The organism is Actinokineospora sp. NPDC051303 (assembly GCF_055586285.1).
In genome coordinates this window covers 45,496-67,491 of record NZ_JBVJIN010000027.1, presented here as the reverse complement: position 1 = coordinate 67,491, position 21,996 = coordinate 45,496, and the positions used below count along the sequence as shown (strand labels likewise).

General features: G+C 71.7%; 22 protein-coding genes and 1 CRISPR repeat array. Of the genes, 4 read left to right on the top strand and 18 right to left on the bottom strand.

Annotated elements, in window-relative coordinates; translation table 11 throughout:
- Positions 1-16 precede the first annotated feature (16 nt).
- Genes purB through ACZ6SD_RS20975 form a run of 4 tightly spaced genes read right to left on the bottom strand, consistent with a single transcriptional unit; the run spans position 17 to position 3,441 of the window.
- Entirely contained in the window at positions 17-1,456 is a 1,440-nt protein-coding gene (purB, locus tag ACZ6SD_RS20990) for an adenylosuccinate lyase (protein WP_465318635.1), read from the bottom strand.
- A gap of 11 nt (positions 1,457-1,467) precedes the next feature.
- Entirely contained in the window at positions 1,468-2,058 is a 591-nt protein-coding gene (locus ACZ6SD_RS20985; RefSeq protein WP_465318634.1) for a TetR/AcrR family transcriptional regulator, read from the bottom strand.
- 55 nt (positions 2,059-2,113) lie between these two features.
- Entirely contained in the window at positions 2,114-2,878 is a 765-nt protein-coding gene (locus tag ACZ6SD_RS20980; protein WP_465318633.1) for an energy transducer TonB, read from the bottom strand.
- Between the two features lie 44 nt (positions 2,879-2,922).
- On the bottom strand, positions 2,923-3,441 hold the full coding sequence (locus ACZ6SD_RS20975) for a SigE family RNA polymerase sigma factor (RefSeq protein ID WP_465318632.1): 519 nt from the start codon (positions 3,439-3,441) through the stop codon (positions 2,923-2,925).
- Between the two features lie 145 nt (positions 3,442-3,586).
- Between ACZ6SD_RS20975 and ACZ6SD_RS20970 the strand changes: the two genes are divergently transcribed.
- Positions 3,587-4,648, top strand: coding sequence for a threonine aldolase family protein (locus tag ACZ6SD_RS20970; RefSeq protein WP_465318631.1), 1,062 nt, complete (start codon positions 3,587-3,589; stop codon positions 4,646-4,648).
- Here the strand turns inward: ACZ6SD_RS20970 and ACZ6SD_RS20965 are convergent.
- The 12 genes from ACZ6SD_RS20965 to ACZ6SD_RS20910 form a co-directional block, all read right to left on the bottom strand.
- Complete coding sequence (locus ACZ6SD_RS20965) at positions 4,593-5,396, bottom strand: potassium channel family protein (RefSeq protein WP_465318630.1); 804 nt, start codon at positions 5,394-5,396, stop codon at positions 4,593-4,595. The two genes, ACZ6SD_RS20970 and ACZ6SD_RS20965, sit on opposite strands and share 56 nt — an antisense overlap.
- Before the next feature lie 42 nt (positions 5,397-5,438).
- Positions 5,439-5,612: a hypothetical protein gene (locus tag ACZ6SD_RS20960; RefSeq protein WP_465318629.1), complete on the bottom strand. Its 174-nt coding sequence runs from the start codon at positions 5,610-5,612 to the stop codon at positions 5,439-5,441.
- 118 nt (positions 5,613-5,730) lie between these two features.
- Entirely contained in the window at positions 5,731-6,897 is a 1,167-nt protein-coding gene (locus ACZ6SD_RS20955) for an aminotransferase class I/II-fold pyridoxal phosphate-dependent enzyme (RefSeq protein ID WP_465318628.1), read from the bottom strand.
- A gap of 43 nt (positions 6,898-6,940) precedes the next feature.
- Positions 6,941-8,089, bottom strand: coding sequence for a transglycosylase SLT domain-containing protein (locus ACZ6SD_RS20950; RefSeq protein WP_465318627.1), 1,149 nt, complete (start codon positions 8,087-8,089; stop codon positions 6,941-6,943).
- Between the two features lie 10 nt (positions 8,090-8,099).
- Positions 8,100-8,402, bottom strand: a complete 303-nt coding sequence (locus ACZ6SD_RS20945) for a hypothetical protein (protein WP_465318626.1) — start codon at positions 8,400-8,402, stop codon at positions 8,100-8,102.
- A 61-nt stretch (positions 8,403-8,463) separates the two neighbouring features.
- Complete coding sequence (locus ACZ6SD_RS20940) at positions 8,464-9,240, bottom strand: ESX secretion-associated protein EspG (RefSeq protein ID WP_465318667.1); 777 nt, start codon at positions 9,238-9,240, stop codon at positions 8,464-8,466.
- On the bottom strand, positions 9,237-10,532 hold the full coding sequence (locus ACZ6SD_RS20935; RefSeq protein WP_465318625.1) for a PPE domain-containing protein: 1,296 nt from the start codon (positions 10,530-10,532) through the stop codon (positions 9,237-9,239). Before ACZ6SD_RS20935 ends, ACZ6SD_RS20940 begins: the two co-directional genes overlap by 4 nt.
- Before the next feature lie 9 nt (positions 10,533-10,541).
- Positions 10,542-11,201: a DUF3558 domain-containing protein gene (locus ACZ6SD_RS20930; protein ID WP_465318624.1), complete on the bottom strand. Its 660-nt coding sequence runs from the start codon at positions 11,199-11,201 to the stop codon at positions 10,542-10,544.
- Entirely contained in the window at positions 11,194-11,619 is a 426-nt protein-coding gene (locus ACZ6SD_RS20925) for a PE domain-containing protein (protein ID WP_465318623.1), read from the bottom strand. Before ACZ6SD_RS20925 ends, ACZ6SD_RS20930 begins: the two co-directional genes overlap by 8 nt.
- 111 nt (positions 11,620-11,730) lie before the next feature.
- Complete coding sequence (purD, locus tag ACZ6SD_RS20920) at positions 11,731-12,999, bottom strand: phosphoribosylamine--glycine ligase (RefSeq protein ID WP_465318622.1); 1,269 nt, start codon at positions 12,997-12,999, stop codon at positions 11,731-11,733.
- Positions 13,000-13,038: 39 nt separating this feature from the next.
- A complete protein-coding gene (locus ACZ6SD_RS20915) occupies positions 13,039-14,016 on the bottom strand; it encodes a TAXI family TRAP transporter solute-binding subunit (RefSeq protein WP_465318621.1) in 978 nt (325 codons plus the stop codon).
- On the bottom strand, positions 14,009-16,054 hold the full coding sequence (locus ACZ6SD_RS20910; protein ID WP_465318620.1) for a TRAP transporter permease: 2,046 nt from the start codon (positions 16,052-16,054) through the stop codon (positions 14,009-14,011). The genes ACZ6SD_RS20915 and ACZ6SD_RS20910 overlap by 8 nt, the downstream gene beginning before the upstream one ends.
- 310 nt (positions 16,055-16,364) lie before the next feature.
- Here ACZ6SD_RS20910 and ACZ6SD_RS20905 point away from each other — a divergent pair, with 310 nt between their 5' ends.
- Positions 16,365-17,429, top strand: a complete 1,065-nt coding sequence (locus tag ACZ6SD_RS20905) for a glycerophosphodiester phosphodiesterase (protein ID WP_465318666.1) — start codon at positions 16,365-16,367, stop codon at positions 17,427-17,429.
- A 60-nt stretch (positions 17,430-17,489) separates the two neighbouring features.
- On the opposite strand, the gene ACZ6SD_RS20900 is transcribed toward ACZ6SD_RS20905, so the two are convergent.
- Positions 17,490-17,750 (bottom strand): UBP-type zinc finger domain-containing protein, encoded by a 261-nt coding sequence (locus ACZ6SD_RS20900; RefSeq protein ID WP_465318619.1) that lies wholly within the window; start codon positions 17,748-17,750, stop codon positions 17,490-17,492.
- A gap of 69 nt (positions 17,751-17,819) precedes the next feature.
- On the opposite strand from ACZ6SD_RS20900, the gene ACZ6SD_RS20895 reads away from it, so the two are divergent.
- Positions 17,820-19,358, top strand: a complete 1,539-nt coding sequence (locus ACZ6SD_RS20895) for a Na+/H+ antiporter (protein ID WP_465318618.1) — start codon at positions 17,820-17,822, stop codon at positions 19,356-19,358.
- A 25-nt stretch (positions 19,359-19,383) separates the two neighbouring features.
- On the opposite strand, the gene ACZ6SD_RS20890 is transcribed toward ACZ6SD_RS20895, so the two are convergent.
- Complete coding sequence (locus ACZ6SD_RS20890) at positions 19,384-20,670, bottom strand: adenylosuccinate synthase (RefSeq protein WP_465318617.1); 1,287 nt, start codon at positions 20,668-20,670, stop codon at positions 19,384-19,386.
- A gap of 101 nt (positions 20,671-20,771) precedes the next feature.
- Between ACZ6SD_RS20890 and ACZ6SD_RS20885 the strand changes: the two genes are divergently transcribed.
- Entirely contained in the window at positions 20,772-21,446 is a 675-nt protein-coding gene (locus ACZ6SD_RS20885; RefSeq protein WP_465318616.1) for a hypothetical protein, read from the top strand.
- Positions 21,447-21,553: 107 nt separating this feature from the next.
- Positions 21,554-21,884: a CRISPR direct-repeat array (repeat unit 28 nt; unit sequence GTCTTCCCCGCGCACGCGGGGCTGTTCC).
- Positions 21,885-21,996: the final 112 nt, after the last annotated feature.

The following is a 21,996-nucleotide window of genomic DNA, read 5'->3' as shown; positions in this document are numbered from 1 at the left end:
CCGTCTCCCCGGCCGCTTAGAGGATCGCGGCAGGCGCGTACCGCGTGGCCTCCGGGAAACGCGACAGCACTGTCTCCACCCTCTTGACCACCTCGGCCACCTGCGCTCCCGCGACACCGGTGAACGGCAGCCGGTCGGCCAGCAGCGCGTCCAGCGCGGCGCGGTCCAGCGGGATGCGCGAGTCGGCGGCCAGGCGGTCGAGCAGGTCGTTGTCCGCCGCGCCCTCTTCGCGCATGGCGAGGGCGACCGCGACCGCGTTCTCCTTGATCGCCTCGTGCGCGGTCTCCCGGCCGACACCCGCCTGCACGGCGGCCATCAGCACCTTGGTGGTGGCCAGGAACGGCAGGTAGCGGTCCAGCTCGCGGGCGATCACGGCCGGGTACGCGCCGAACTCGTCCAGCACGGTCAGGAAGGTCTCCAGCAGGCCGTCGATGGCGAAGAACGCGTCCGGCAGGGCCACTCGGCGGACCACCGAGCAGGACACGTCGCCCTCGTTCCACTGGTCGCCCGCCAGCTCGCCGACCATGGACGAGTAGCCGCGCAAGATCACCGCGAGCCCGTTGACGCGCTCGCACGAGCGGGTGTTCATCTTGTGCGGCATCGCCGACGAGCCGACCTGGCCCGGCTTGAAGCCCTCGGTGACCAGCTCGTGGCCCGCCATCAGCCGGATCGTCTTCGCCAGGCTCGACGGCGCCGCCGCCACCTGCACCAGCGCGGACACCACGTCGAAGTCCAACGACCGGGGGTAGACCTGCCCGACGCTGTCGAACCGGTTCGCGAAGCCGAGGTGGTCGGCGACGATCCGCTCCAGCTTGGCCAGCTTGTCCTGGTCGCCGCCGAGCAGGTCCAGCATGTCCTGTGCGGTGCCGACCGGGCCCTTCACGCCGCGCAGCGGGTAGCGGGCGATCAGCTCATCGAGCCGGGTGAAGGCGACCAGCAGCTCGTCGGCGGCGGTCGCGAAGCGCTTGCCCAGGGTCGTGGCCTGCGCGGCGACGTTGTGCGAGCGGCCGGTCAGCACCAGGTCGGCGTGCTCAGCGGCCAGCCGGGCGAGCCGGGCGAGGACCGCGGCGACCCGGGTGCGGACCAGCTCCAGCGAGCGGCGGATCTGCAGCTGCTCGACGTTCTCGGTGAGGTCGCGCGAGGTCATGCCCTTGTGCACGTGCTCGTGGCCAGCGAGGGCGTTGAACTCCTCGATGCGGGCCTTCACGTCGTGCCGGGTGACCCGCTCCCGCTCGGCGATGCTCGCCAGGTCGACCACCGGCAGCACCCGCCGGTAGTCCTCGACGGCCTGCGCGGGAACCTCGACCCCGAGGTTCGCCTGCGCGGTGAGCACGGCCAGCCACAGCTCACGCTCCAGCCGCACCTTCTCCTCGGGCGACCACAACGCGGCCAGTTCCACCGAGGCGTACCGTCCGGCGAGGACATTCGGAATGCGGGGCTTCTGCGCTGCGGTCACGTTTGGCCAGCTTACCGGGGCTGTTCGAGCGCCTCGCGCAGCATCCGCCTGGCTGAGGCGCGGGGATCGGGGTTGACCTCGATGAGCGCGTTGACCACCGCCCCGTCGACCAGCGCGATCACCTGCTCCAGCCGCGCGTCGTCCAGCGGGGCGCCCGCGCGGGCCAGCGTCTCCCGCAGCAGCGTGCGCAGCTGCGCGCCGAGTTCCAGCATCAGCGGCCGCAGATAGGGCCTGCGGCCGGTGGCGACCAGGCGCTCGTAGCGCAGCAGGACGGCTTCCGCGTCGTTTTCGCGCGCCGGGCCGAGCAACTGGTCCAACACCAGCTCGACCAGCAGGTCCGCGCCCCGAGGGCACTCGACCATCTCGTCCAGCATCGCCCGGCCCCTGGCCAGCTCGGAGCGGCCGTGCAGGTCGACCGCCGCGGTGATCAGCTCGTCCAGCGAGTGGAAGTAGTACGTGGTCGACGCCAGCGGCAGCCCGGCCCGCTCGGCGACCGCACGGTGCCGGATCGCGTCGAACCCGCCCTCGACCAGCAGCTCGGCCGCCGCCTCCAGCAGGGCCTGCCTGCGCCGCTCGCCCTTGGGGGTGCTGGCGGCGGTCATCTGGCCGAACGGGTCGCGGGAGAAACCATGGTGGCGCAATAGTGCCAGGCAGGGCTCAGAAGCGCGGCACCAGCTTGTCGGCCACCGCCCGCAGTGCGGCGCCGTCCAGCGGCGGCGCGGCCGAACCCGGCACGGACTCGATCGACAGCACGATCGTGCGCCCGGACGCCGACACCGTCACCACACCCTGCGCGCCCGCCCGGTCCGCCCACGGCGGTTGCAGCATCTGCGGGACGCCACCGGGGGTCAGCATGATCGAGAGCAGCCCGCGCCGCGGCCCGTCCGCCACCGGCAGCGCGGCCGACACCGAGCCCGTGGGGCAGCTCAGCGGCGAGGTCTGGGCATCGCTTTCGGAAGTGGCGGCCGGGAGCTCGCCCGCGAGGGCAGCAGCGAGCTCCCGGTCCGCCGTTCCGCACCCACCTGGGGTGCCGCCGGCTCCAGGGCCGGCATCTCCGTCCGATGAGCCCCCCTGCTTGGGCGTCACCATGGGAGAGTCTGTGCCCGACCGGCCCGAGAGGACTCCCGGACCGTCAGTCGGTACCTCGTTCGGCGCCACGTCTTCGTTACGCTCCGGCGCGGCGGTGACGGGGGCCTGCGCCGCCGTGCCGCTCTCCGGGCCGCCGTCCGAACCGCTCAGCGCGATACCGGCGGCGACAGCACCGGCCAACAGCGCGAATCCTAGCGCCGATCCGGCGAGGACACCGTTCCTCTTTCGAGTCAACCTCGCCGAGGCCGCGGCGACGTCGCCCGCGTCGAACGAGGCGGGCGGCACGTCGCGGACCACGTCGTCGAACAGCTCGGCGAGCCTTCGCTCGTCCATCTACCGCCACCTCCCCGTCTCGCCCGTCATACCCGTCTCACCCGTCACGATGTCGACCGCAGGTCGTCCAGCGCGTCGCCCAGCACGTCGCGCAACGCGGCCAGCCCGCGCGCCGTCTGACTCTTCACGGTCCCCTCCGAGCACTTCATCGCCGCCGCCGTCCCGGCGACGTCGAGCCCGTCGAGGAACCGCAGCACGAGCACCGCCCGCTGCCTCGGCGGCACCCGCGCCAGACCGTCGAGCAGCGCCGACCGCGTCGCCACCGAGTCGCCCACCTCGGCGTCGGACGAGGCCACCTCGGGCAGCACCTCCACGTGCCGCTCCCGCCGCCACGGCCTGCGCGTCTCGTCGATCATCGCGCGCACCACCGACCGGCGGACGTAGGCGTCCAGGGCCCCGCGGTCGCGGATCTTGCGCCACCGGCGGTGCAGCGCGACGAACGCGGTCTGCGCGAGGTCGTCCGCCCGGTGCCAGTCGCCGCAGAGCAGGTACGCGGTTCTGCGCACGGCGTCGCGCCGCGCTGCGAAGTACTCCGCGAACTCTTGCTCCTCGCGTTGGTCCACGCGGACTCTCTCCGCTCGTCTCGTCTACGGACAGGGGACGGACGTGCCCCGCCAAACGGTTGCACGCGCCGTCCCGCCGTCCTACGCCGCCCCGCCCGGCCGACCTCGTCCGTAGCGGTATTGCCGACTGTGGTGTGATCGGATCGTGACTTCCCCACGGCTGATCGACCTCCGCTCGGACACCGTCACCCGACCGGACGAGACCATGCGGGTGGCGATGTCGGCCGCCGAGGTCGGCGACGACGTGCTCGACCACGACCCCACGATGCGCAGGCTCGAAGAGGAGATCGCGGTCAAGCTCGGCATGGCCGCAGCGCTGTGGGTGCCGAGCGGGACCATGGGCAACCTGATCGCCCTGATGATCCACCTGCGCCGCGGCGACCGGTTCCTCGCGCCGCGCGGCGCGCACGTGCTGGAAGCCGAGCTGGGCACGGCGGCGTGGCTCGCGGGCGGGATGCCGCAGCCCCTGGAGTGGGCCCTGGGCCCGGGCCGGATCAGCGCCGACGATGTGCGCGCGTTCGCGACCGCGGGCGCGACGCCCTACTACGCGCTGCGCACCCGGCTGCTGTGCCTGGAGAACACGCACAACTTCGCGGGCGGCACGGTGACCCCGCCCGACGAGCACGCCAAGCTGGTGGCCGCCGCCCGCGACGTCGGGATGCGGGTGCACCTCGACGGGGCGCGGCTGTGGAACGCCGCCGTCGCGCTCGGGGTGCCGCCCGCGGCGCTGACCGTGGGCGTGGACACCGTGCAGACCTGCCTGAGCAAGGGGCTGGGCGCGCCCGTGGGATCGGTGCTGGCCGGGCCGACCGCGTTCGTGGCCGAGGCGCGGCGGGTGCGCAAGATGCTCGGCGGGGGTGTGCGGCAGGGCGGTGTGCTGGCCGCGGCGGGGCTGCTGGCGCTGGAGCGGGTCGAGGACCTGGTCACCGACCACGCCAACGCCCTGCTGCTGGCCGACGGGCTCGCCGAGTTGGGCTGGGCGGTGCGGCGGCCGGAGACCAACATCGTCATCGCCACGGTGCCGGACACCGCGGTCACCCTGGCCGCGCTGGACCGGGTGGGGGTGCTCGCGGTCGAGGCGGCGGGCGCGATCCGGTTCGTCACCCACCGGGACGTGCCCGCGCTCGACATCGCCGAGGCGCTGCGCCGGATCAGCGCGTCGGGGAGTCCGGCGTCGGCGAGTCCAGCCCAGCCCGCTCGCGGGTGAGCAGCAGCTCGGCCCGCAGCTGGGCCAGCTCGTCGCGCAGCAGCCGCACCTCGGCGCGGGTGGTGTCCTCGATGGACTGCTCGGCGCCCGCGATCTTCTCCACGAACCAGGACGCGATGACACCGGTCACCACACCGAGCAGGGCGATCCCGCCGACCATCAGCGCCCCCGCCACCAGCCTGCCCTCGACCGTGACCGGGTAGTGGTCGCCGTAGCCGACGGTGGAGATCGTGGTGAGCGTCCACCACAGGGCGTCGCCGAAGGTGGTGATACTCGCCTCCGGCGCGTGCCGCTCGGCGTCGAGCACGGCCAGCGACGCGCACAGCGCCACCAGCAGCGTCGTGCCGCCGACATAGACGCCCGTCTTCCCGCGGAAGCTGGTCCCCATCCGCCGGTTGAGCACCCGGAACACCGTGATGAGCCGCAGCGCCCGCAGCTGCCGCACCATCGGCAAGGCCACCACGACCAGGTCGAACAGGTGCCGCCCGATGAACCGCCACTTGTGCCGGGCGAGCGCCAGCCGGATCACATAGTCCACGGCGAACACGCCCCAGACCACCCACAGCCAGATTTCCAGCCAGAACCCCAGCCCCGGCGACGCGCCCGCGTCGAGCACCTGCCAGGCGTAGGCCACCAGGAACGCCACCGCGAGCCCGGTCAGCGGCAGGTCGGTGCGGGCCTCCCACGCCGAGAGCCGGGGCTCAAGCGGGTCGACCCGACGTTCTCCGGGGGCTGGTTCGTCCGACACGCCGCCATCTTCACCCGGCGGCACCCGGTCTGACCAGCGATGTCAGCCCCGGATCTGCCGATTGCCGGACTTGCCCTTGATGGCGCCGTAGGCCACCACGCCCAGCGTCGCCACCGCGGCGACGACCAGCAGCGTGCCCACCGCCTTGAAGATGAAGCCGATCAGGCTGAACGCCAGCCAGATCACGATCACCGCGCCGATGATCTTCAAAACCATGACCGCCGCCTCCCCGCCGATTGCGTTCCCTGCCACAACGATCGCACCGGCCTGATCGTTCCCACCTCGGGTTTCACCCTGGTTTGTCCCTGAGACGCCCCTGGGGTCAACGCTGGGGTCAGCGCCCTGGCAGCCAGTCGCCGAGCCGTCGAAGCGCCTCTTGGACGTCCTCTGTGGACCCAGCGAAGGAGAACCGGACGAACCGGCCGCCGTCTTCCGGGTCGAAGTCGATGCCCGGCACTATCGCGAGCCCGGTCTCGGCCAACAGCCGCTGACAGAAGCTCATCGAGTCGTGCGTCAGGTGCGACACGTCGGCGTACGCGTAGAACGCGCCGTCAGCGGGGGCTATCCGGTCGATGCCCAGCGCGGCGAGGCCGTCGAGCAGCAGCCCGCGGTTCGTGGCGTAGCGGGCCACGTGGTTGTCCTGCTCGGCGTAGGTCTCCGCGTCGAACGCGGCCACCGCGGCGTGCTGGGCGATCGCGGATGCGCAGATGGTGAAGTTGCCGGTAAGGCAGTCCACCGCGCGGAGCAGGCGCTGCGGGACCAGCAGCCACCCCAGCCGCCACCCGGTCATGCCGAAGTACTTGGAAAACGAGTTCACCACCACCGCTTCCCGCGAGAACTGCCACGCGGACGCGGTCTCGGCGCCATAAGAGATGCCGTGGTAAATCTCGTCGCTGACCAGCTGCACGCCCCGCTCGGCGCACCACCCCGCGATCGCCGCGAGTTCCGCGACCGCCAACACCGTGCCGGTCGGATTGGCCGGACTCGCCACGATCAGCCCGTCGAGCGGCCCGGCCGCCTCCAACATGGCCACCGTCGGCTGAAACCGCGTGCTCTCGTCACACGGCAACTCGACAACCTCACACCCGAGAGCGCTAAGAATGTTCCGGTAAGCCGGATACCCCGGCCGCGCGAGAGCCACCCGGTCACCCACGTCGAACGCGGACAGGAAAGCCAACAGGAACCCACCCGACGACCCGGCGGTGACCACCACGTCCTGCGCCGAGACATCCAACGAGTACCGGCTCGCGTAATGCCCCGCGATCGCCGCCCGCAACTCCGGCACCCCCAACTGCTCGGTGTACCCCAACTCAAGCGACCCCAACGCAGCCGCCGCCGCGAACCGCACCCCCTCCGGCGCCCCGGTCGATGGCTGCCCCGCCGCCAGCGACACCACGTCCCCGTGCGCCCGCTGCCGCGCGTTGGCCGCCGAGAGCACATCCATCACATGAAACGGCGGCACAGCCGCGCGCTTGGCGACTTTGAGCAGGTGAGCGTGCATGACCTCAGCCTAGTGACGCCCCGGGCCGCCCGCCCCGGAACACTCAGTAGCCCACGTATCCGCCGCCACCGTGAGTGGCCTTGATACCGGGGACATTCGACAGGGAGCCGTAGCGGGAAATCGCGTAGTTCACGCCCGCGCAGATATTGTCGACCGGGTTCCAGATATTGTCGTGGCCGGGCAGCTTATACGCCTCAAAGGTCGGATCAATGCATTGCATGAGCCCTTTGGACGGGGTTCCCTTGGCGGCGTTCGAGTCCCAGTTGTTGATGGCGTTGGGGTTTCCGCCGGATTCGTGCTGGATGATTTCCCAGATGAGCTGGGCGTCGGCTTCGGTGACGTTGATGCCGCGGGCGCGCAGTTCCGCGATGGCCTGTTTGATCCATTCCTGCACGTTGCCGGGCGGGGGTCCGGCGGGCGGGCCGCCGCTCGGGCCGAGGCCGCCACCACCGCCTCCGCCACCACCGGCCCCAGTTCCTGTTCCGGAGCCCGACCCCGAGCCGTTGCCGTTGCCGCTTGGGGAGCCCTGCGCGGGGGGCGAGGTGTCGGCGTTCGCCGGGGAGGTGGCGCCCGGCGGGGTGGGCGTCCACTCGATCGGCTTGCCGGGGGCCGGGGAGAAGGACTGCGTGCCCGGGTCGGGGATGGCGGAGAACTTGGGGTTGATCGCGCCTGCCCGGCCGCTCAGCGCCGAGGCCGCGGCGGACACGGCCTGCTCCGCGCTGTCGACCTGCTCGGCGACGCGGCCCCGGTAGCTTCCGACGAGGCTGTCGACGTGCTGGCGTTTCTCGTCGTCCGTGGCGTCCGGGTGGGCGTTGAGCCAGGCTGTCGCGCTGTCATATAGCTCGCCGAACATGCCTTCCAGGGCGTCGCGGGCGCCTTGGACGCCGGTGGCCGCCGCGCTCAAGTCGCCCGCGGCGGCAGTCAGGGCGTCGGTGATCGAGGCGCCCGCCTTGGCGAAGGAGCCCATGTAGCCGACGAACGCGTCAGCGGAGGAACCCTGCCAGGCGACGTCGAGCTGCTTGACCGAACCGTCGACCTTGCCCGCCGAATCGGCGGTGGCCGTCGCGGCGGCGGTGAACTTGGCGCCCAGGTCGTTCATCGCGCCCGGCTGCGCCCGGTAGACCTTGTTCGCGGTCTCGGCCAGCTCGGCGGCGGCGCCCCCGAGCCCGGCCACGGCGTCCCTCGCGGTCACGCGTTCCCCCTCACACCGACGTCAGCGACGTCGCCGCGGTCTGTTCGGTGTTCGCCACCGACTGCCCGATCGCGTCGAGCGCCCGGTCCACCGAGCCCAGGAGCGTGCCCGCGCGGTCCAGCTCGTCGCTCGCGGACCGCGCCAGCGACCGGACGGCCTCGGCCAGCGCCGCCGAACTGGGCAGCTCGCCGAACACGCCCGCGTCGGCGTCGCGCGGGAGATCGTCGCCCGCGGCGGCCATCGGGCCCGCCTGGCCCGCGACGGCCGCTCTGCACTGCTCGATGGCCTGGAGGTTGTAGTTCGCGCCAGTCATGTCCGCCCCCTTCGGCAGTCAGGTGCGCTCGGTTCGACGGGCCTCGGCGCCGACTGGTTCCTCAGACCTCGTCGAGCAGTTCCCACACGCACGCGGCCAAGCGGGCGTTGTCGGCCGGGGTGACCGTGCTCCACAGGCGACCGTCGTTGCTCGGCCTGGCCAGGTACAGGTAGCGGCCCGCGTCGGTGTCGTGGAACGCGACGACCCGGCCCGCCCGCTGCCTGCGCTGGTCCCGGCCGACGCGCTCGACGCCGAGCTGGCCGCGCGCGCCCATGCCGGTGAACATCGAGGCGAGGGTCTGCGCGTCGTAGAGCGGCACGCCGTTCTGGCTGAGCTCAGTGATCATGTTCTGCGGCCTGCCGCCGGACCGCGCGTCGGCCGCGGCCAGCACCTCCGTCGGCAGGCTGACCGACCGGCCGGGGCCAGCGGGCGCCTCGCCCGCCACCGACACCGCCGCCTCGGCCAGCGCCGTCGCCCTGGCCGGGATCAGCCAGACCTCCGGCCCGTCGACCACCGCGAGCATCCCCTGCTCGCCGGAGGCGACAGCCAGGGCCTTGATCTCGTGGTCGGTCCACACCCAGCTGTCGACGCACACCTGCGGGTGGGCGAGCAGGCTGAGCCAGTCGGCCAACTCGGGCACCGCCCGGCGGCCCTCGACCAGCCCGCGCCGCGCCAGGCTGTCGAACGCGCCCGCGACCAGCTCTGCCCGTTCGGTGTGCGTCATGCCGGGACTGGGGACGGCGAGCGCGACGTGCTTGGCGGGCAGCCGCTCGGACTCCCAGAGCACGTCGAACTCAAGGGTGGAGAGGACGACGCTGGTGGACAAGGACACGCTCAGTCGTCTTCCCCGAGCACCGGGGAAACCACGAGCCGGTCGTCGCCGAAGACGTCGTCGGAGTCGATGCCGTACTTGCGCACGTGCTCCTCGTCGTCCTCACCGGGCGCCCCGGCCCCCGCCGCGGCGGCGGGCTGCATCAGCGACGCCGCGGGCCGCCCCGCCTTGCCACCGGCGAGCCGCTCCGCGTTGCGCGCCGCCCGCGCCTGCTCCTCCGGCACGTCCGCGGCCGCGTTCAGCCCGCGCGCCGCGCGACCCTCCGCGCCCTCGGCGCTCTTGCCACCCCTGACCAGCCGGTCCTTCTCCGCGGACGCGCCCGCCGCGGCACCGGCGCCACCGGCCCCGGCGATACCGGCCGCCGCGGCGATGTCACCCATGAGCGCGCCGGAGAACCCCGGCCGCAGACCCGCGAAGTTGTTGCCGCCACCGGGCATCCCGGGCAGCCCCGGCGTGATCGGCCCGACCCCGGAGGACCGCCCCGGCAGGTTTGGCGTCGGGTTGCCACCGGGATTGCTGGGATTGCCGGGACCGCCAGGGCCACCGGCATTGCCGCCGGACCCACCCGGGTTGCCCGGGTCGATCCCAGCGAAGCCGCCGCCGGGTCCGCCGCCACCGGGCGGGACCTGGTAGCCCCCGCCACCCCCCGGCCCGGTCGCCCCACTGGGCGTGAACGACCCGCTCCCGGAGGAGAAGCCCTGAACCGAGGTCGCCCCGGTCGTCGGCTTCGGCTTCGCCACCAGGTTCAGCCCCGGCGGCACCGGCAGCGACTGGTAGCTGCCCAGCGCGGCCTGGCTGCCCTGGCTGTACCCGTTCATCGCGGCCACCGCCTGCTGGTGCGCCGCTTGCGTCTGCTGCACCTGCTGCGCGTTGTCCGTCGTGTGCCCCAGCGCCCCGGCGAACCGGTCGAACCCGTTGAGCTCGGTCGGCCCCCGCAGCTGCTTGCCGTCCGGGGCGCCGTTGCGGGTGCTGGAGAACGTGTCCCCCTGCTCGTTCACCCCGTCCGCCGACTGCTCCACGGTGGGCACAGCGTCGGCGGCGTAGATGCTGGAGTTCTGGGTGGCCTCATGCCCGCCCTCGGCGGCGGCCCCCTCCCAGGCGACCCCGATCGCGGCCAACTGCTCCCGCAACACCTTGTCCGTCTCGGCCAACCCGTCGGCGATCTGCGTGAGCGCCTGCACCGCCTGGAAAAGGCTCTCCGAGCCCGGCCCCTGCCGCAGCTTGTCCAACTGGTCGGCGAGAGCGCCCAAGCTGTAGCCCTCGAACCGGAGGTCGGCCAGCCCGCTGTCCCCTGCCATGTCAGCCCCTCACCTCGACGCCCGCAACGTCGCCACGGCCAGTCCCGCGGCCTGCTCGCTCAACTGGCACATCTGATCCAGCGTGTAAGTGCCCCGCACGTTCGGGGTCATGGTGACTTCTAGGCCTTGGCCCTGCGCGACGTCGACAAACGACGTGCAGTCCGCGTTGTTCGTCTGCGTGGCACCCCGAAGGTAGAAGCGGGCGGCGGCGTACCCGGCCACGGAGGTCAACTGCGCGTCCACGTTGCGCTTGCCGGTGAGCCAGGCCTCGATTCCCTCGTTCGTCACCGCGGTGACCCGAAAGTTGTAGGCGGTCTCCAAGGAGCCAGCATCCGGCCTCGCGTAAAGCACGCACTGCTTGAGGCCCCGGTCGATCTCGGCGGTCCCGGTCAAGGCCCGCGTCCGCGTGATGTGCAACTCGGTCAACTGCGGTTCAGTGATCAAGGCGCACGGATCAACGCCATCGAGCTTCAACTCGGCTGGCCGTGGCGGGATCGCCACAGTAGGCGTCGGCTTGGCGGGGGCGGACGAACTCGGTGCTGGGGACTCGACCTGGGTCGCGCTGGTTTCCCCGGTCGAAGCGACCGCCTGCCCGGGGTCGGTGCTCGTGCACGCGGTCGCGCCTACGAGTAGGAGCGCGGCGGCGGACAACAGAACCTGGCTACGCACGCCGGCTTCCTCCGAGAGTGGCGACAATCTCGTCCTCGTTGTAGCCGTAGTTCTTGGCGCTCTCGACCAACTGGTCGACCAGGTTGTACAGGCTCTGGATGTACTCCAAGACCCGGGCCCGATACGAATCCGCGTTGTAGACGAGCCGGTCGTTCCACTCCTTCGCGACCTTGTCGCTCACAATGTCTTCACCCGGCGGAACCACGTTCAAGAACGCCATTGAGACGGCTACCCGGTCGTCAAGGGCGTCGGCCTGGTCTTGGATGATCTTGGCCGCGGCGAGGACGTTCTCGTGGTTGACGACGAACTGGCCGCCGGAGGTGGAGCCGGGGAGGTTGCTGAGGAGTTGGTCCGCGGCGTGCATGGCCGCTCCCGCGACCGCGCCTACCGCGCCGCCGACTGCGGCGCCGATGTTCATCTAACGCACCCCCGGTACGCGTCGTGATGTTGTCGTCTCGGTTCGCAGGCTACCAACGTGGTCGTGTGGCCTACCTGAACTTTGACGGAGAAACCAGGGGTTCGGTTCCGCTTATCGGGCGACAGGGACGCCGATCTCGCCGTCGAGGGCTCGTTTGGCGATGTCGGTGCGGTGGTGGGAGCCGGGGAGGTGGATGGCGTCGACCTTGCGGTAGGCCTCGGCGCGGGCGGCGGCGAGGTCGTCGCCGGTGCCGACGACGGCGAGGACGCGGCCGCCCGCGGAGACCAGGGCGCCGTCGTCGCGGCGGCGGGTGCCCGCGTGCAGGACGCCTTCGGCTTCTGCTCCGGTGATGACGTCGCCGGTGCGGGGGCGGCCGGGGTAGCCGTCGGCGGCGATGACGACGGTGACCGCGGCGCCGTCCGCCCATTCCAGCGGCGGGTGGGCGGCGAGGGCGCCGGTGGCGGCGGCGTGCAGCAGGCCGGACAGAGGGCTGCGCAGCAGGGCGAGGACAGACTGGGTTTCCGGGTCGCCGAAGCGGCAGTTGAACTCGATGACCTCCGGGCCGTTCTCGGTGAGCGCCAGGCCCGCGTAGAGGAGGCCGGAGAACGGGGTGCCGCGGCGGGCCATCTCGTTGACGACCGGCTGGATGATGCGGGCGACGACGTCGTCGACGAGGCCGGGCGGGGTCCACGGGAGGGGTGCGTAGGCGCCCATGCCGCCGGTGTTGGGGCCCGCGTCGTTGTCGCCGACGCGTTTGAAGTCCTGGGCGGGCAGCAGCGGGACGACCGCGCCCTCGGCGTCCACGACGCAGAACAGGGACACCTCGGGGCCGTCGAGGAACGACTCCAGCAGCACCGGGTGGCCGCCGTCGAGCAGGGTCATGGCGTGCGCGCGGGCGTTGATGAGGTCGCGGGTGACCACGACGCCCTTGCCCGCGGCGAGGCCGTCGTCCTTGACGACCCAGGTGGGGCCGAAGCGGGCGAGGGCGGCGTCGAGGCGGGCGGGGTTGTCCACGACCTCGCTGTGCGCGGTGGGCACACCGGCGGTGGTCATGACGTCCTTGGCGAACGCCTTGGAGCCCTCGATGCGGGCGGCCGCGGCGCTGGGGCCGAAGCAGGCGATGCCCGCGGCGCGCACGGCGTCGGCGACGCCCGCGACCAGCGGACCCTCGGGTCCGACGACGACGAGGTCCGCTTTCCACAGCTTCGACAGCTCGACTACCGCGGCCGCGTCTGTCGCGTCGACGCCGTAGGTCTCCGACAGGGAGGCGGTGCCCGCGTTGCCGGGGGCGCACGCCAGCGCGACCACCTCGGGGTCCTTCGACAGCGCGAGGACCAGGGCATGTTCGCGGGCACCAGACCCGATGACGAGGACACGCACGGTGGGTGAGCCTAGATGCACCGGGGCGGAGCGCGGTAATCAGCCCGTGAGGGCCTGCTGGGAGCCGGGGTGCAGCGGCACCGGGTCGGTCTTGCCCGCGGTCGCTTTGTCGATGCCGTTCGCGGCGGGGTGGATCTTCGCGAGGTCGGCTTTCCGGTCCACGATGAGCTTGGTGACCGCGCACGCGTTGCCCGCGGCGAAGTCGTCGCGAACCAGTAGCAGGTTGGGCACTTCGATGGTCTTGACGTCGGCGGACAGGCCGTAGGTGGCGCTGGGGATGACGCCTTCGGTGTAGACCGGGCTGATCTTTTGCACGGCGGCGAGCTGCGGGGTGACGTCGATCAGCTCGACCTGTCCCTTCATCGAGGTGAACAGGTCGGTCAGCTCGGGCGCGGGCAGGCCGCCGGAGAAGAACAGCCCGTCGATCTGGCCGGACTTCATGCCGTCGACGGTGGGGCGCAGCGCGAGCCGCTGGGCGGCCACGTCGGTGGCCGGGTTCAGGCCCGCGGCCTCCAGAAGCCGGTTCGCGATGACCTCGGTGCCCGATTTCGGCGAGCCGGTGGAGATCTTCTTGCCGCGCATGTCGGCGATCGAGGCGATGCCGCTGCCGGTGCGCACGGCGACCTGGGTGGAGTTGGGGTAGATCCGGGCGAGGGCGCGGATGTTCGCCTTCTTGCCCTCGAACGCGCCGGTGCCGTTGACCGCGTCGGCGGCGGTGTCGGCGAGGGAGAAAGCCACGTCGTAGTCGCCCGCGACGAGTTGCTGGATGTTCTGCACGGACGCGCCGGTCTCGGCGGCGGTGGCCTTGAGTTTGGTGTTGTCGCTGATGAGCTGGGCGAGGCCGCCGCCGAGGGTGTAGTAGACGCCGCCGGTGTTGCCGGTGGCGATGGTGACGCGGCCGTCGGAGGTCTCGCAGGCGCCGTTCGCGGCGGTCGCGCCGGTGTCGGCGCGTTTGCCGCCGCAGCCTGCCGCGACCAGGGCTACCGCGACGGCGGTAAGCACGACTCGGTTACGCATGGGCGTTCTCCTCTTGGGCTGTCTTGGGGCGGGTAATGAGGTTCACGGCGACCGCCAGCGCGAGCAGTCCGAGGCCGAGGCCGACCGACAACGGCTGGAGGTAGAGCAACAGCAGCGCGGCGGGCACGCACAGGGCGCGTTCGGGCCACCGCGCCGGGCCGAACAGCCAGCCGCCGGTCACCACGGCCAGCGCGGCCACGCCCGCCGCGGACGCGGCCGTCACCCACAGCACGTCGCCGACCGGGCGCTGGAGCAGCAGGGCCGAGCCGTTGTCGGTGAGCACGAACGCGATCGGCACGAGGAACGCGGGCAGCGTGTATTTCCAGGTCTGCCACATAGTCCGGATTACCGAGCCGCCGGTAATCGCGGCGGCGGCCACCGCGGCGAGCGCTGTCGGCGGCGTGACCTCGGACAGGACCGCGTAGTAGAAGATGAACATCGCCGTCTCGGCGGGCGCGACGCCCAGGTCGACCAGGGCTGGGCCCAGCACGACCCACGAGATGATGAACGACGCGGTCACCGGCACGGCGAGCCCTAGGACGCTTACCGCGACGGCGGAAAACACCACGGTCAGCGCGAGGACGACGGTCGGGTTGGTCGCCAGCGCGTTGGCGGCGTCCACCAGGGCGGCGGCGAGTTCGAGGCCGAGGCCGGTCTTGGTGATCGTGGAGGTGATCACGCCCGCCGCCGCGCAGACCGCGATCACCGGCAGCGCGCCGCGCACGCCCTCGGCCAGCGCGTTCGCCAGGTCGCGAACCCAGTCCCGCACGAGTGGCCAAGAGAAGCCCGTTTGCAGAGACCGGGCCACGATGGCGAACAGGGCTGCGACGCCGGTCGCGTAGACGACGGCGGTGAACGGCGGGATGTCCAGCGCGAGGAACACGACGATGATCGCCAGCGACGCGAAGTGGTATCCGCCGCGCTTGAGCAGCGGCCACACGCCGGGGGACTCCACGTGGACCGGTTTCGCGCCGAACCGGCGGGCGTCGGCCTCGACGGCGAAGACGATCCCCAGGTAGTAGAGCAGCGTCGGGACGATCGCCCAGACGAGCACGGTGAGATAAGAGGTTTGCAGGTACTCGGCGATGATGAACGCCGCGGCGCCCAGGGTGGGCGGCGACAGGATCGCGCCGATGCCGGAAGCGGCGAGCAGTCCGCCCGCGTTCTCGCGCGGATAGCCCGCCTTGCGTAAGACGGGCCAGGTGATGGCTCCCAGGCTTACCGTGGTCGCGGTTCCCGAGCCCGAGACAGTGCCCAAGAGGAACCCGGAAAGCGCGGCCGTGCGGCCCGCGGCGGTCCGGGAGCGGCGGAACAGGGCGAAGCTGAAGTCCACGAAGAACGGGCCCGCGCCCGCCGCGGTGAGGACCGCGCCGTAGATGGTGAACAGCACGATGTAGGTCGCGGCGACGTCGAGCGGGACGCCGTAGAAGCCGCTCTGCTCGTTGAACAGCGCGTTGACGATCTGCGGGAAGTCGATGCCCGCGTGCGCGAAGCCCCAGTCCTGCGGGAGGTAGCCGCCGTAGTAGGCGAACGCGAGGAAGACGAGGCAGACGATCGGCAGGACGGGGCCGGTGGTCCTGCGGGTGGCCTCCAGCACGAGGACCAGCAGCAGCGCGCCCGCGACGACGTCGGCGGTGGACAGCACCGGCCGGTCGAGGAAGGCGTCGTAGCCGCCCGCGAACCCGCCGCCGCCGAAGGGCAGGACCGGATAGAGCCCAACGAGCAAGGCGGTTACGGATAAGAGCCAGTCGATAAGGCGCGGGTTGTCGTCGTCGGGCCGTTTAGCCGTGGGCCGGTAGCAGAGGAAGACCAGCGGCAAGGTAAGCCCGAGGAAGATCACCAGGTAGTACTGGTTGCCCTTGGCGAAGGGCCAGAAGACCTGTTTGAGCACCAGCAGCGCGATGGCGACGGCGGCGGCCCAGACGAGGGTCTCCCAGCGGCCGGTGAGCCGCCGCGACGGGCGTTCCTCGTCGTGGGCGCCCACCACGTCGGTCAGGAGCGCGGCGCGGTCGGCGGGCGGGTCGACGGTGTGGGCCAACCGTCCTCCTCGTCGGTGCGTGGATCTCCGACGAACGTTACCGGTGGTCGGCGTCACACAGAAGCGACTTCGCGCGCCCCGGCGGCGACACTCGGTCAGCGGCGACACTCGGTCAGCGGCGTTGAACCCGCGGTCAGTTTCCCGCCGTTCATCCGCCGGTGGGCAGGCTTTCGCCCGGCGGTGGCTTGCCCGTCGCGGCGCGCGGCGACTGTTGCCCCGTACCCCGACGAGGAGGACACCCATGCCGCGATCGGCTTTCCGGACCCTTGGAGTCGCCGTGTCCGCACTGGCCCTGCTGGGCTCCGCCACGATGAGCGCCGCGACCGCCGCCCCGGAGCAGGCCGCCGACGCCGAGCGCCACGGCAGGGCGACGCCGCTCGTCCTCGGCCACCGCGGCGCGTCGGGCTACCGGCCCGAGCACACGCTGGCCAGCTACGAGCTCGCCGCCCGGATGGGCGCGGACTACATCGAGCCCGACCTGGTGTCCACCAAGGACGGCGTGCTGGTGGCCCGGCACGAGCCGGAGATCGGCGGCACCACCGACGTCGCCAAGCGCCCGGAGTTCGCAGCGCGCAAGGCCACCAAGGTCCTCGACGGCGTGTCGGTGACCGGCTGGTGGACCGAGGACTTCACCCTCGCCGAGCTGCGCACGCTGCGCGCGGTCGAGCGCATCCCGGACGTGCGGCAGGAGAACACGATCCACAACGGCCGCCACCAGGTGCCCACGTTCCAGGAGGTCGTGGACCTGAGCAAGCGCCTCTCGCGCGAGCTGGGCCGCGAGATCGGGGTCTACCCGGAGACCAAGCACCCGACCTACTTCCGCGAGCTCGGCCTTGAGCTGGAGCCCAAGCTGGTCGAGGTGCTGGAGCGCAGCGGCCTGAACCGGCCGAACGCGAAGGTGTTCGTGCAGTCCTTCGAGGTGTCGAACCTCAAGGCGCTGAGCAAGCGCTTGCGGGTGCCGCTGATCCAGCTCACCTCCGCGTCGGGCGCCCCGTACGACTTCGTCGCCGCAGGCGACCCGCGCAAGTACGCCGACCTGCTCACTCCGGCTGGCCTGCGCGAGATCGCCGAGTACGCGCACGGCATCGGCCCGGCCAAGGACCAGGTCGTCCCGCGGGACGCGACCGGCGGCCTGGCCGCGCCGACCGCGCTCGTGGGCGACGCGCACGCCGCAGGCCTGAAGGTGCACCCATACACGTTCCGGGCGGAGAACTCGTTCCTGCCGCCGCGCCTGCGGACCTCCGCGGTGGGCTCGGACTACGGCGACCTCTTCGCCGAGCTTTCCGCCTTCTGGGCAGCGGGGGTGGACGGCGTGTTCACCGACAACCCGGACATCGCGGTCGCCTCCCGCGCGGAGACCTTCCCCCGCCGCTGACCGCGGGCCGCACCACGAGCGGGTCGTCACCCGGTGCGGTGACGACCCGCTCTGTCCATGTCAGACAACGCGGTTGTCCACAAAGCACCAGCGCCACGACTCCCCGGGCTCATAAGACCGAACGATCGGGTGGTCTGTGCGCTCGTGGTGGGCCGTGGCGTGTCTTCGCGGACTGGAGTCGCAGCAGGCGACGTGTCCGCAGGTCAGGCACTCCCGCAGGTGCACCCAGTCCCGCTCGCCCGCGGCAAGGCAGTCCTGGCACCCGTCCACCGCGTCCGGGGTGACCGCCGCGGGCAGTGTCTCGACGTGTTCGCAGGTCATGGCCGGTTCCTCTCGTGCCGCTCGCCCCCGCATGGGTAATCCTTGCGCAAGACGACGAAGGAGGCGCGCGTGGAACTTCTCCTGCTGCTCGCGGGAGCGCTGGCCGTCACCGCCGTGGCCCGGCGGTTCGACGCGCCCGCGCCGCTGGTGCTGGTCGCGGTGGGGCTCGTGGTGTCCTTCGTGCCCGGCGTGCCGGAGTTCCGCGTGGACCCGGAGCTGGTCCTGCTCCTCGTCCTGGCGCCGCTGCTGTACTCGGCCGCGCTCGACAGCTCCTATCTCGACATCAAGGCGAACCTGCGCCCGATCGGGCTGCTCGCGGTAGGGCTGGTCCTGTTCACCACCGCCGTGGTCGGCCTGGTGGCGCACCTGCTGGTCCCGGGGCTGCCGCTGGGCTCGGCGCTGGTGCTCGGCGCGGTGGTGGCGCCGCCGGACGCGGTGGCCGCGGTCGCGATCGGCCGGAAACTGGGGCTGCCGAGGCGGGCGATGACGCTGCTCACCGGCGAAAGCCTGGGCAACGACGCGACCGCGCTTACCGCGTTCAAGGTAGCCGTGGCGGGCGTGGCGGCGTTCAGTTGGACCGACGGGGTCGTCACGCTGCTGGTGACCTCGATCGGCGGCGTGCTCGTCGGCCTGGTCCTGGGCGTCGTCGTGCACGCGATCCGCCTCCGGCTCGGCGACGGCATCCTGGAGAGCGCGCTGGGGCTGCTCGTGCCGTTCGGCGCTTACCTGCTGGCCGAGGAAGCACACACCTCGGGCGTGCTGGCGGTCGTGGCGGCCGGGCTGTACCTCGGGCACAACGCCACCCAGGCCGGTTTCGCGACCCGGCTGCAGGAGACGGCGGTCTGGCAGTCGCTGGACGTGCTGCTGGAGTCGCTGGTGTTCGCGCTGATCGGGTTGCAACTGCGGGCGGTGGTGTCCGACGCGCGACCGGACTGGGACCTGGTCGCCGCGTCGGTGGGCGTGCTGCTGGCGGTGATCGTGAGCCGGTTCGTGTGGATGTTCCCCAGCGCCTACGTCCCCCGGTGGCTCTTCCCGCACATCCGGCGGCGGGAGAAGAACCCGCCGGGCTGGCGGCAGATCACCGTGATCTCGTGGGCGGGGATGCGCGGCGTGGTGTCGCTGGCCGCGGCGGCGGCGATCCCGCTGGACATGCCGGGGCGCGAGGTGGTGGTGCTGCTCGCGTTCGTGGTCACCGTGGGCACCCTGCTGTTGCAGGGCATGACCCTGCCCGCGCTGATCCGCGGCCTCGGCGTGCGCGCGGAGGACGGCCAAGACCGCGCCCTCGCCGAAGCCCAGGTGCAGAACGAGGCCGCCCGCGCCGCCCTCGCCCGCCTGGACGAGATCACCGCCGAGGGGGGAACGCCCCGGCACCTCACGGACCGCCTGCGGGGACTCGCCGAACACCGGGGAAACGCCGCGTGGGAACGCCTCGGACGCCAGGACACCGAGAACCCGGCCGCCGCGTTCCGCCGCGTCCGCCGCGAAATGCTCAGCGCGGAACGCGCCGTGTTCGTCGCCGCCCGCGACCGCGGCGAGATCGACGACGAGATCCTGCGGCGGGTCCAGCGGGAACTGGACCTGGAGGAAGCCGCCCTGGCCCGCAAGTGACGCGGGTCCGGGGCGGCGGCGAGAGTCAGGCCATCTGGTGGCGGACGATGGTCTGCTCACGGCCGGGGCCGACCCCGACCGCGGACACCCGGGCCCCCGCCAGTTCCTCGATCCGCTCCACGTAGGCGCGCGCGTTGGCGGGCAACTCGTCATACGAGCGGCACTCGCTGATGTCCTCCCACCAGCCCGGCATTTCCTCGTACACCGGCACCGCGTGGTGCACGTCGGTCTGGGTCATCGGCATGTCGTCCACCCGGCGACCGTCCACTTCGTACGCCACGCACACCGGAACGGTGTCCAGGCCGGAAAGCACGTCGAGCTTGGTGAGGAAGTAGTCGGTGATGCCGTTGACCCGGCTGGCGTAGCGGGCGATCACCGCGTCGAACCAGCCGGTGCGGCGCAGCCGCTTGGTGGTCACGCCGACCTCGCCGCCCACCTTGCGCAGCCGCTCGCCCATCTCGTCGTCCAGCTCGGTGGGGAACGGGCCGGAGCCGACGCGGGTCGTGTACGCCTTGAGGATGCCGATCACCGTGGTGATCCGGGTCGGGCCGATGCCGGAGCCCGCGCTCGCGCCGCCGGAGGTCGGGTTGGACGAGGTGACGAACGGGTAGGTGCCGTGGTCGACGTCGAGCAGGGTGCCCTGCGAGCCCTCCAGCAGCACCGTCTCGCCGCGCTCCAGCGCCTGGTTGAGCAGCAGCCGGGTGTCGGCGATGCGGTGGGCGAACTTCTCCCCGGACGCCAGCACCTCGTCCACGACCTGGTCCGGGTCGAGCGCCTTGCGGTTGTAGATCTTCACCAGCATCTGGTTCTTGACGTCGAGGGCCGCCTCGACCTTCTGCCGGAGGATCTTCTCGTCCAGCAGGTCCTGCACCCGCACCCCGACCCGGGCCACCTTGTCCTGGTACGCCGGGCCGATGCCTCGGCCGGTGGTGCCGATCTTGGCCTTGCCCAGGTAGCGCTCCGTGACCTTATCGATGGCCACGTGGTACGGCATGATCAGGTGCGCGTCGGCGGAGATGAGCAGCCCCGAGGTGTCGACGGCGCGGTCTTCCAGCCCAGCCAGCTCCTTGAGCAGCACGCTCGGGTCGACCACGACGCCGTTGCCGATGACGTTGGTCACGCCCGGGGTGAGGATGCCCGAGGGAATCAGGTGCAGCGCGAAGTCCTGCCCGTCCGGCAGCACCACCGTGTGCCCGGCGTTGTTCCCGCCCTGGTACCGCACGACCCACTGGACGCGCTCGCCAAGCAGGTCGGTCGCCTTTCCCTTGCCCTCGTCGCCCCATTGGGCGCCGATCAGCACGATTGCCGGCATGTGAAACTCCAGGTGTTGGCAGTGTGGAGAAACCAGTGGACACCCGTACCCGTGCCTCCTCGGGCGAATGCCGGTGACTGAGACTAGACCAGGAGACAGCAGTGAGCGCACTCGTGCTGGCCTGCGGAAACGCGGCCGCCACTGGCCGCCCGCGGACCCTCACCCAGCGTGACGACCTGCGGTGGCGGGAACTGCCCGCCACCCCCGGCCGATCCGACGTCGACCCACTGCTCGCCACCACCGACGGCGACCGCCTGATCGTGCTCGGCACCGACGCCGACCTCGCCGCGATAGTCCTGCGGCTCATGCGAACCGACCGCCTAGCCGACACCCCCATCGGCTACCTCCCCACCGCCCCGTCCGCCATCCCCGACCTCTGGAACCTGCCCAGCGACCTGGAACTCCGCGCCCAAGTGGCCCTGACCGGCGACATCGACTCCATCCCCCTGATCCGCGACGACGCGGGCGGCGTCCTCGTCGGCCGAGGCACCCTCGACCACCCCCAAGGCGTGGCCTACTGCGACGACGCCACCGCCCTACGCGGCCGCGCCAAACGCATCGAGGTCACCCCCGACCTGATGGGCGGCGCGGGTTTGGTCGCGCGGGTGGTACGCGGCGGGTTGCTGGGCAAGCGAACGGAGACGTTCACGGGTCGCGCCTTCCAGATCGGCTGCGTACCCACCAGGCTCGTCCGCGACGGCATGGCGAAGGAAGTGGGAAAGTGGACTTGGTACCGACACACAGAAGACCTACGAGTGGCCCGCGGAGTTCTGTGACCCGAAACCGCCGACACGCCCACCGAGCGGGTGGACACAAGCTCCGCGCTCGACCAAAAGTGAATCCAAAACACCGTTCCAGTTCGTGAACCCGCTGGTCAACAAGTGCCTTCCCCGCGCACGCGGGGCTGTTCCGGTGACGTGCAGTTTCGTCCCGCACTGACCTCCGTCTTCCCCGCGCACGCGGGGCTGTTCCGCCACCCCCTGGTACGGCGGCGTCGCGCACGGGCGTCTTCCCCGCGCACGCGGGGCTGTTCCGCTCAGGGCGTCGGCGCTCGTCGGGGGGTGTCGGTCTTCCCCGCGCACGCGGGGCTGTTCCCTTCCGAATCGAACTGCAAGACCTGGAGGACTGGTCTTCCCGGCGCACGCGGGGCTGTTCCCAGGACCGGCCCGACTCGGCGAGACTCGCCGTCTTCCCCGCGCACTCGGGGGTGTTCCGAACATCGGCCTGTCCGGCGGCCCCAACAGGAAGTCTTCCCCGCGCACGCGCGGGGTGAGTTCCTCCGCCAAATCGCCCTTGCCTGCGCATGGCCGGGGCGAAGACCCGCTA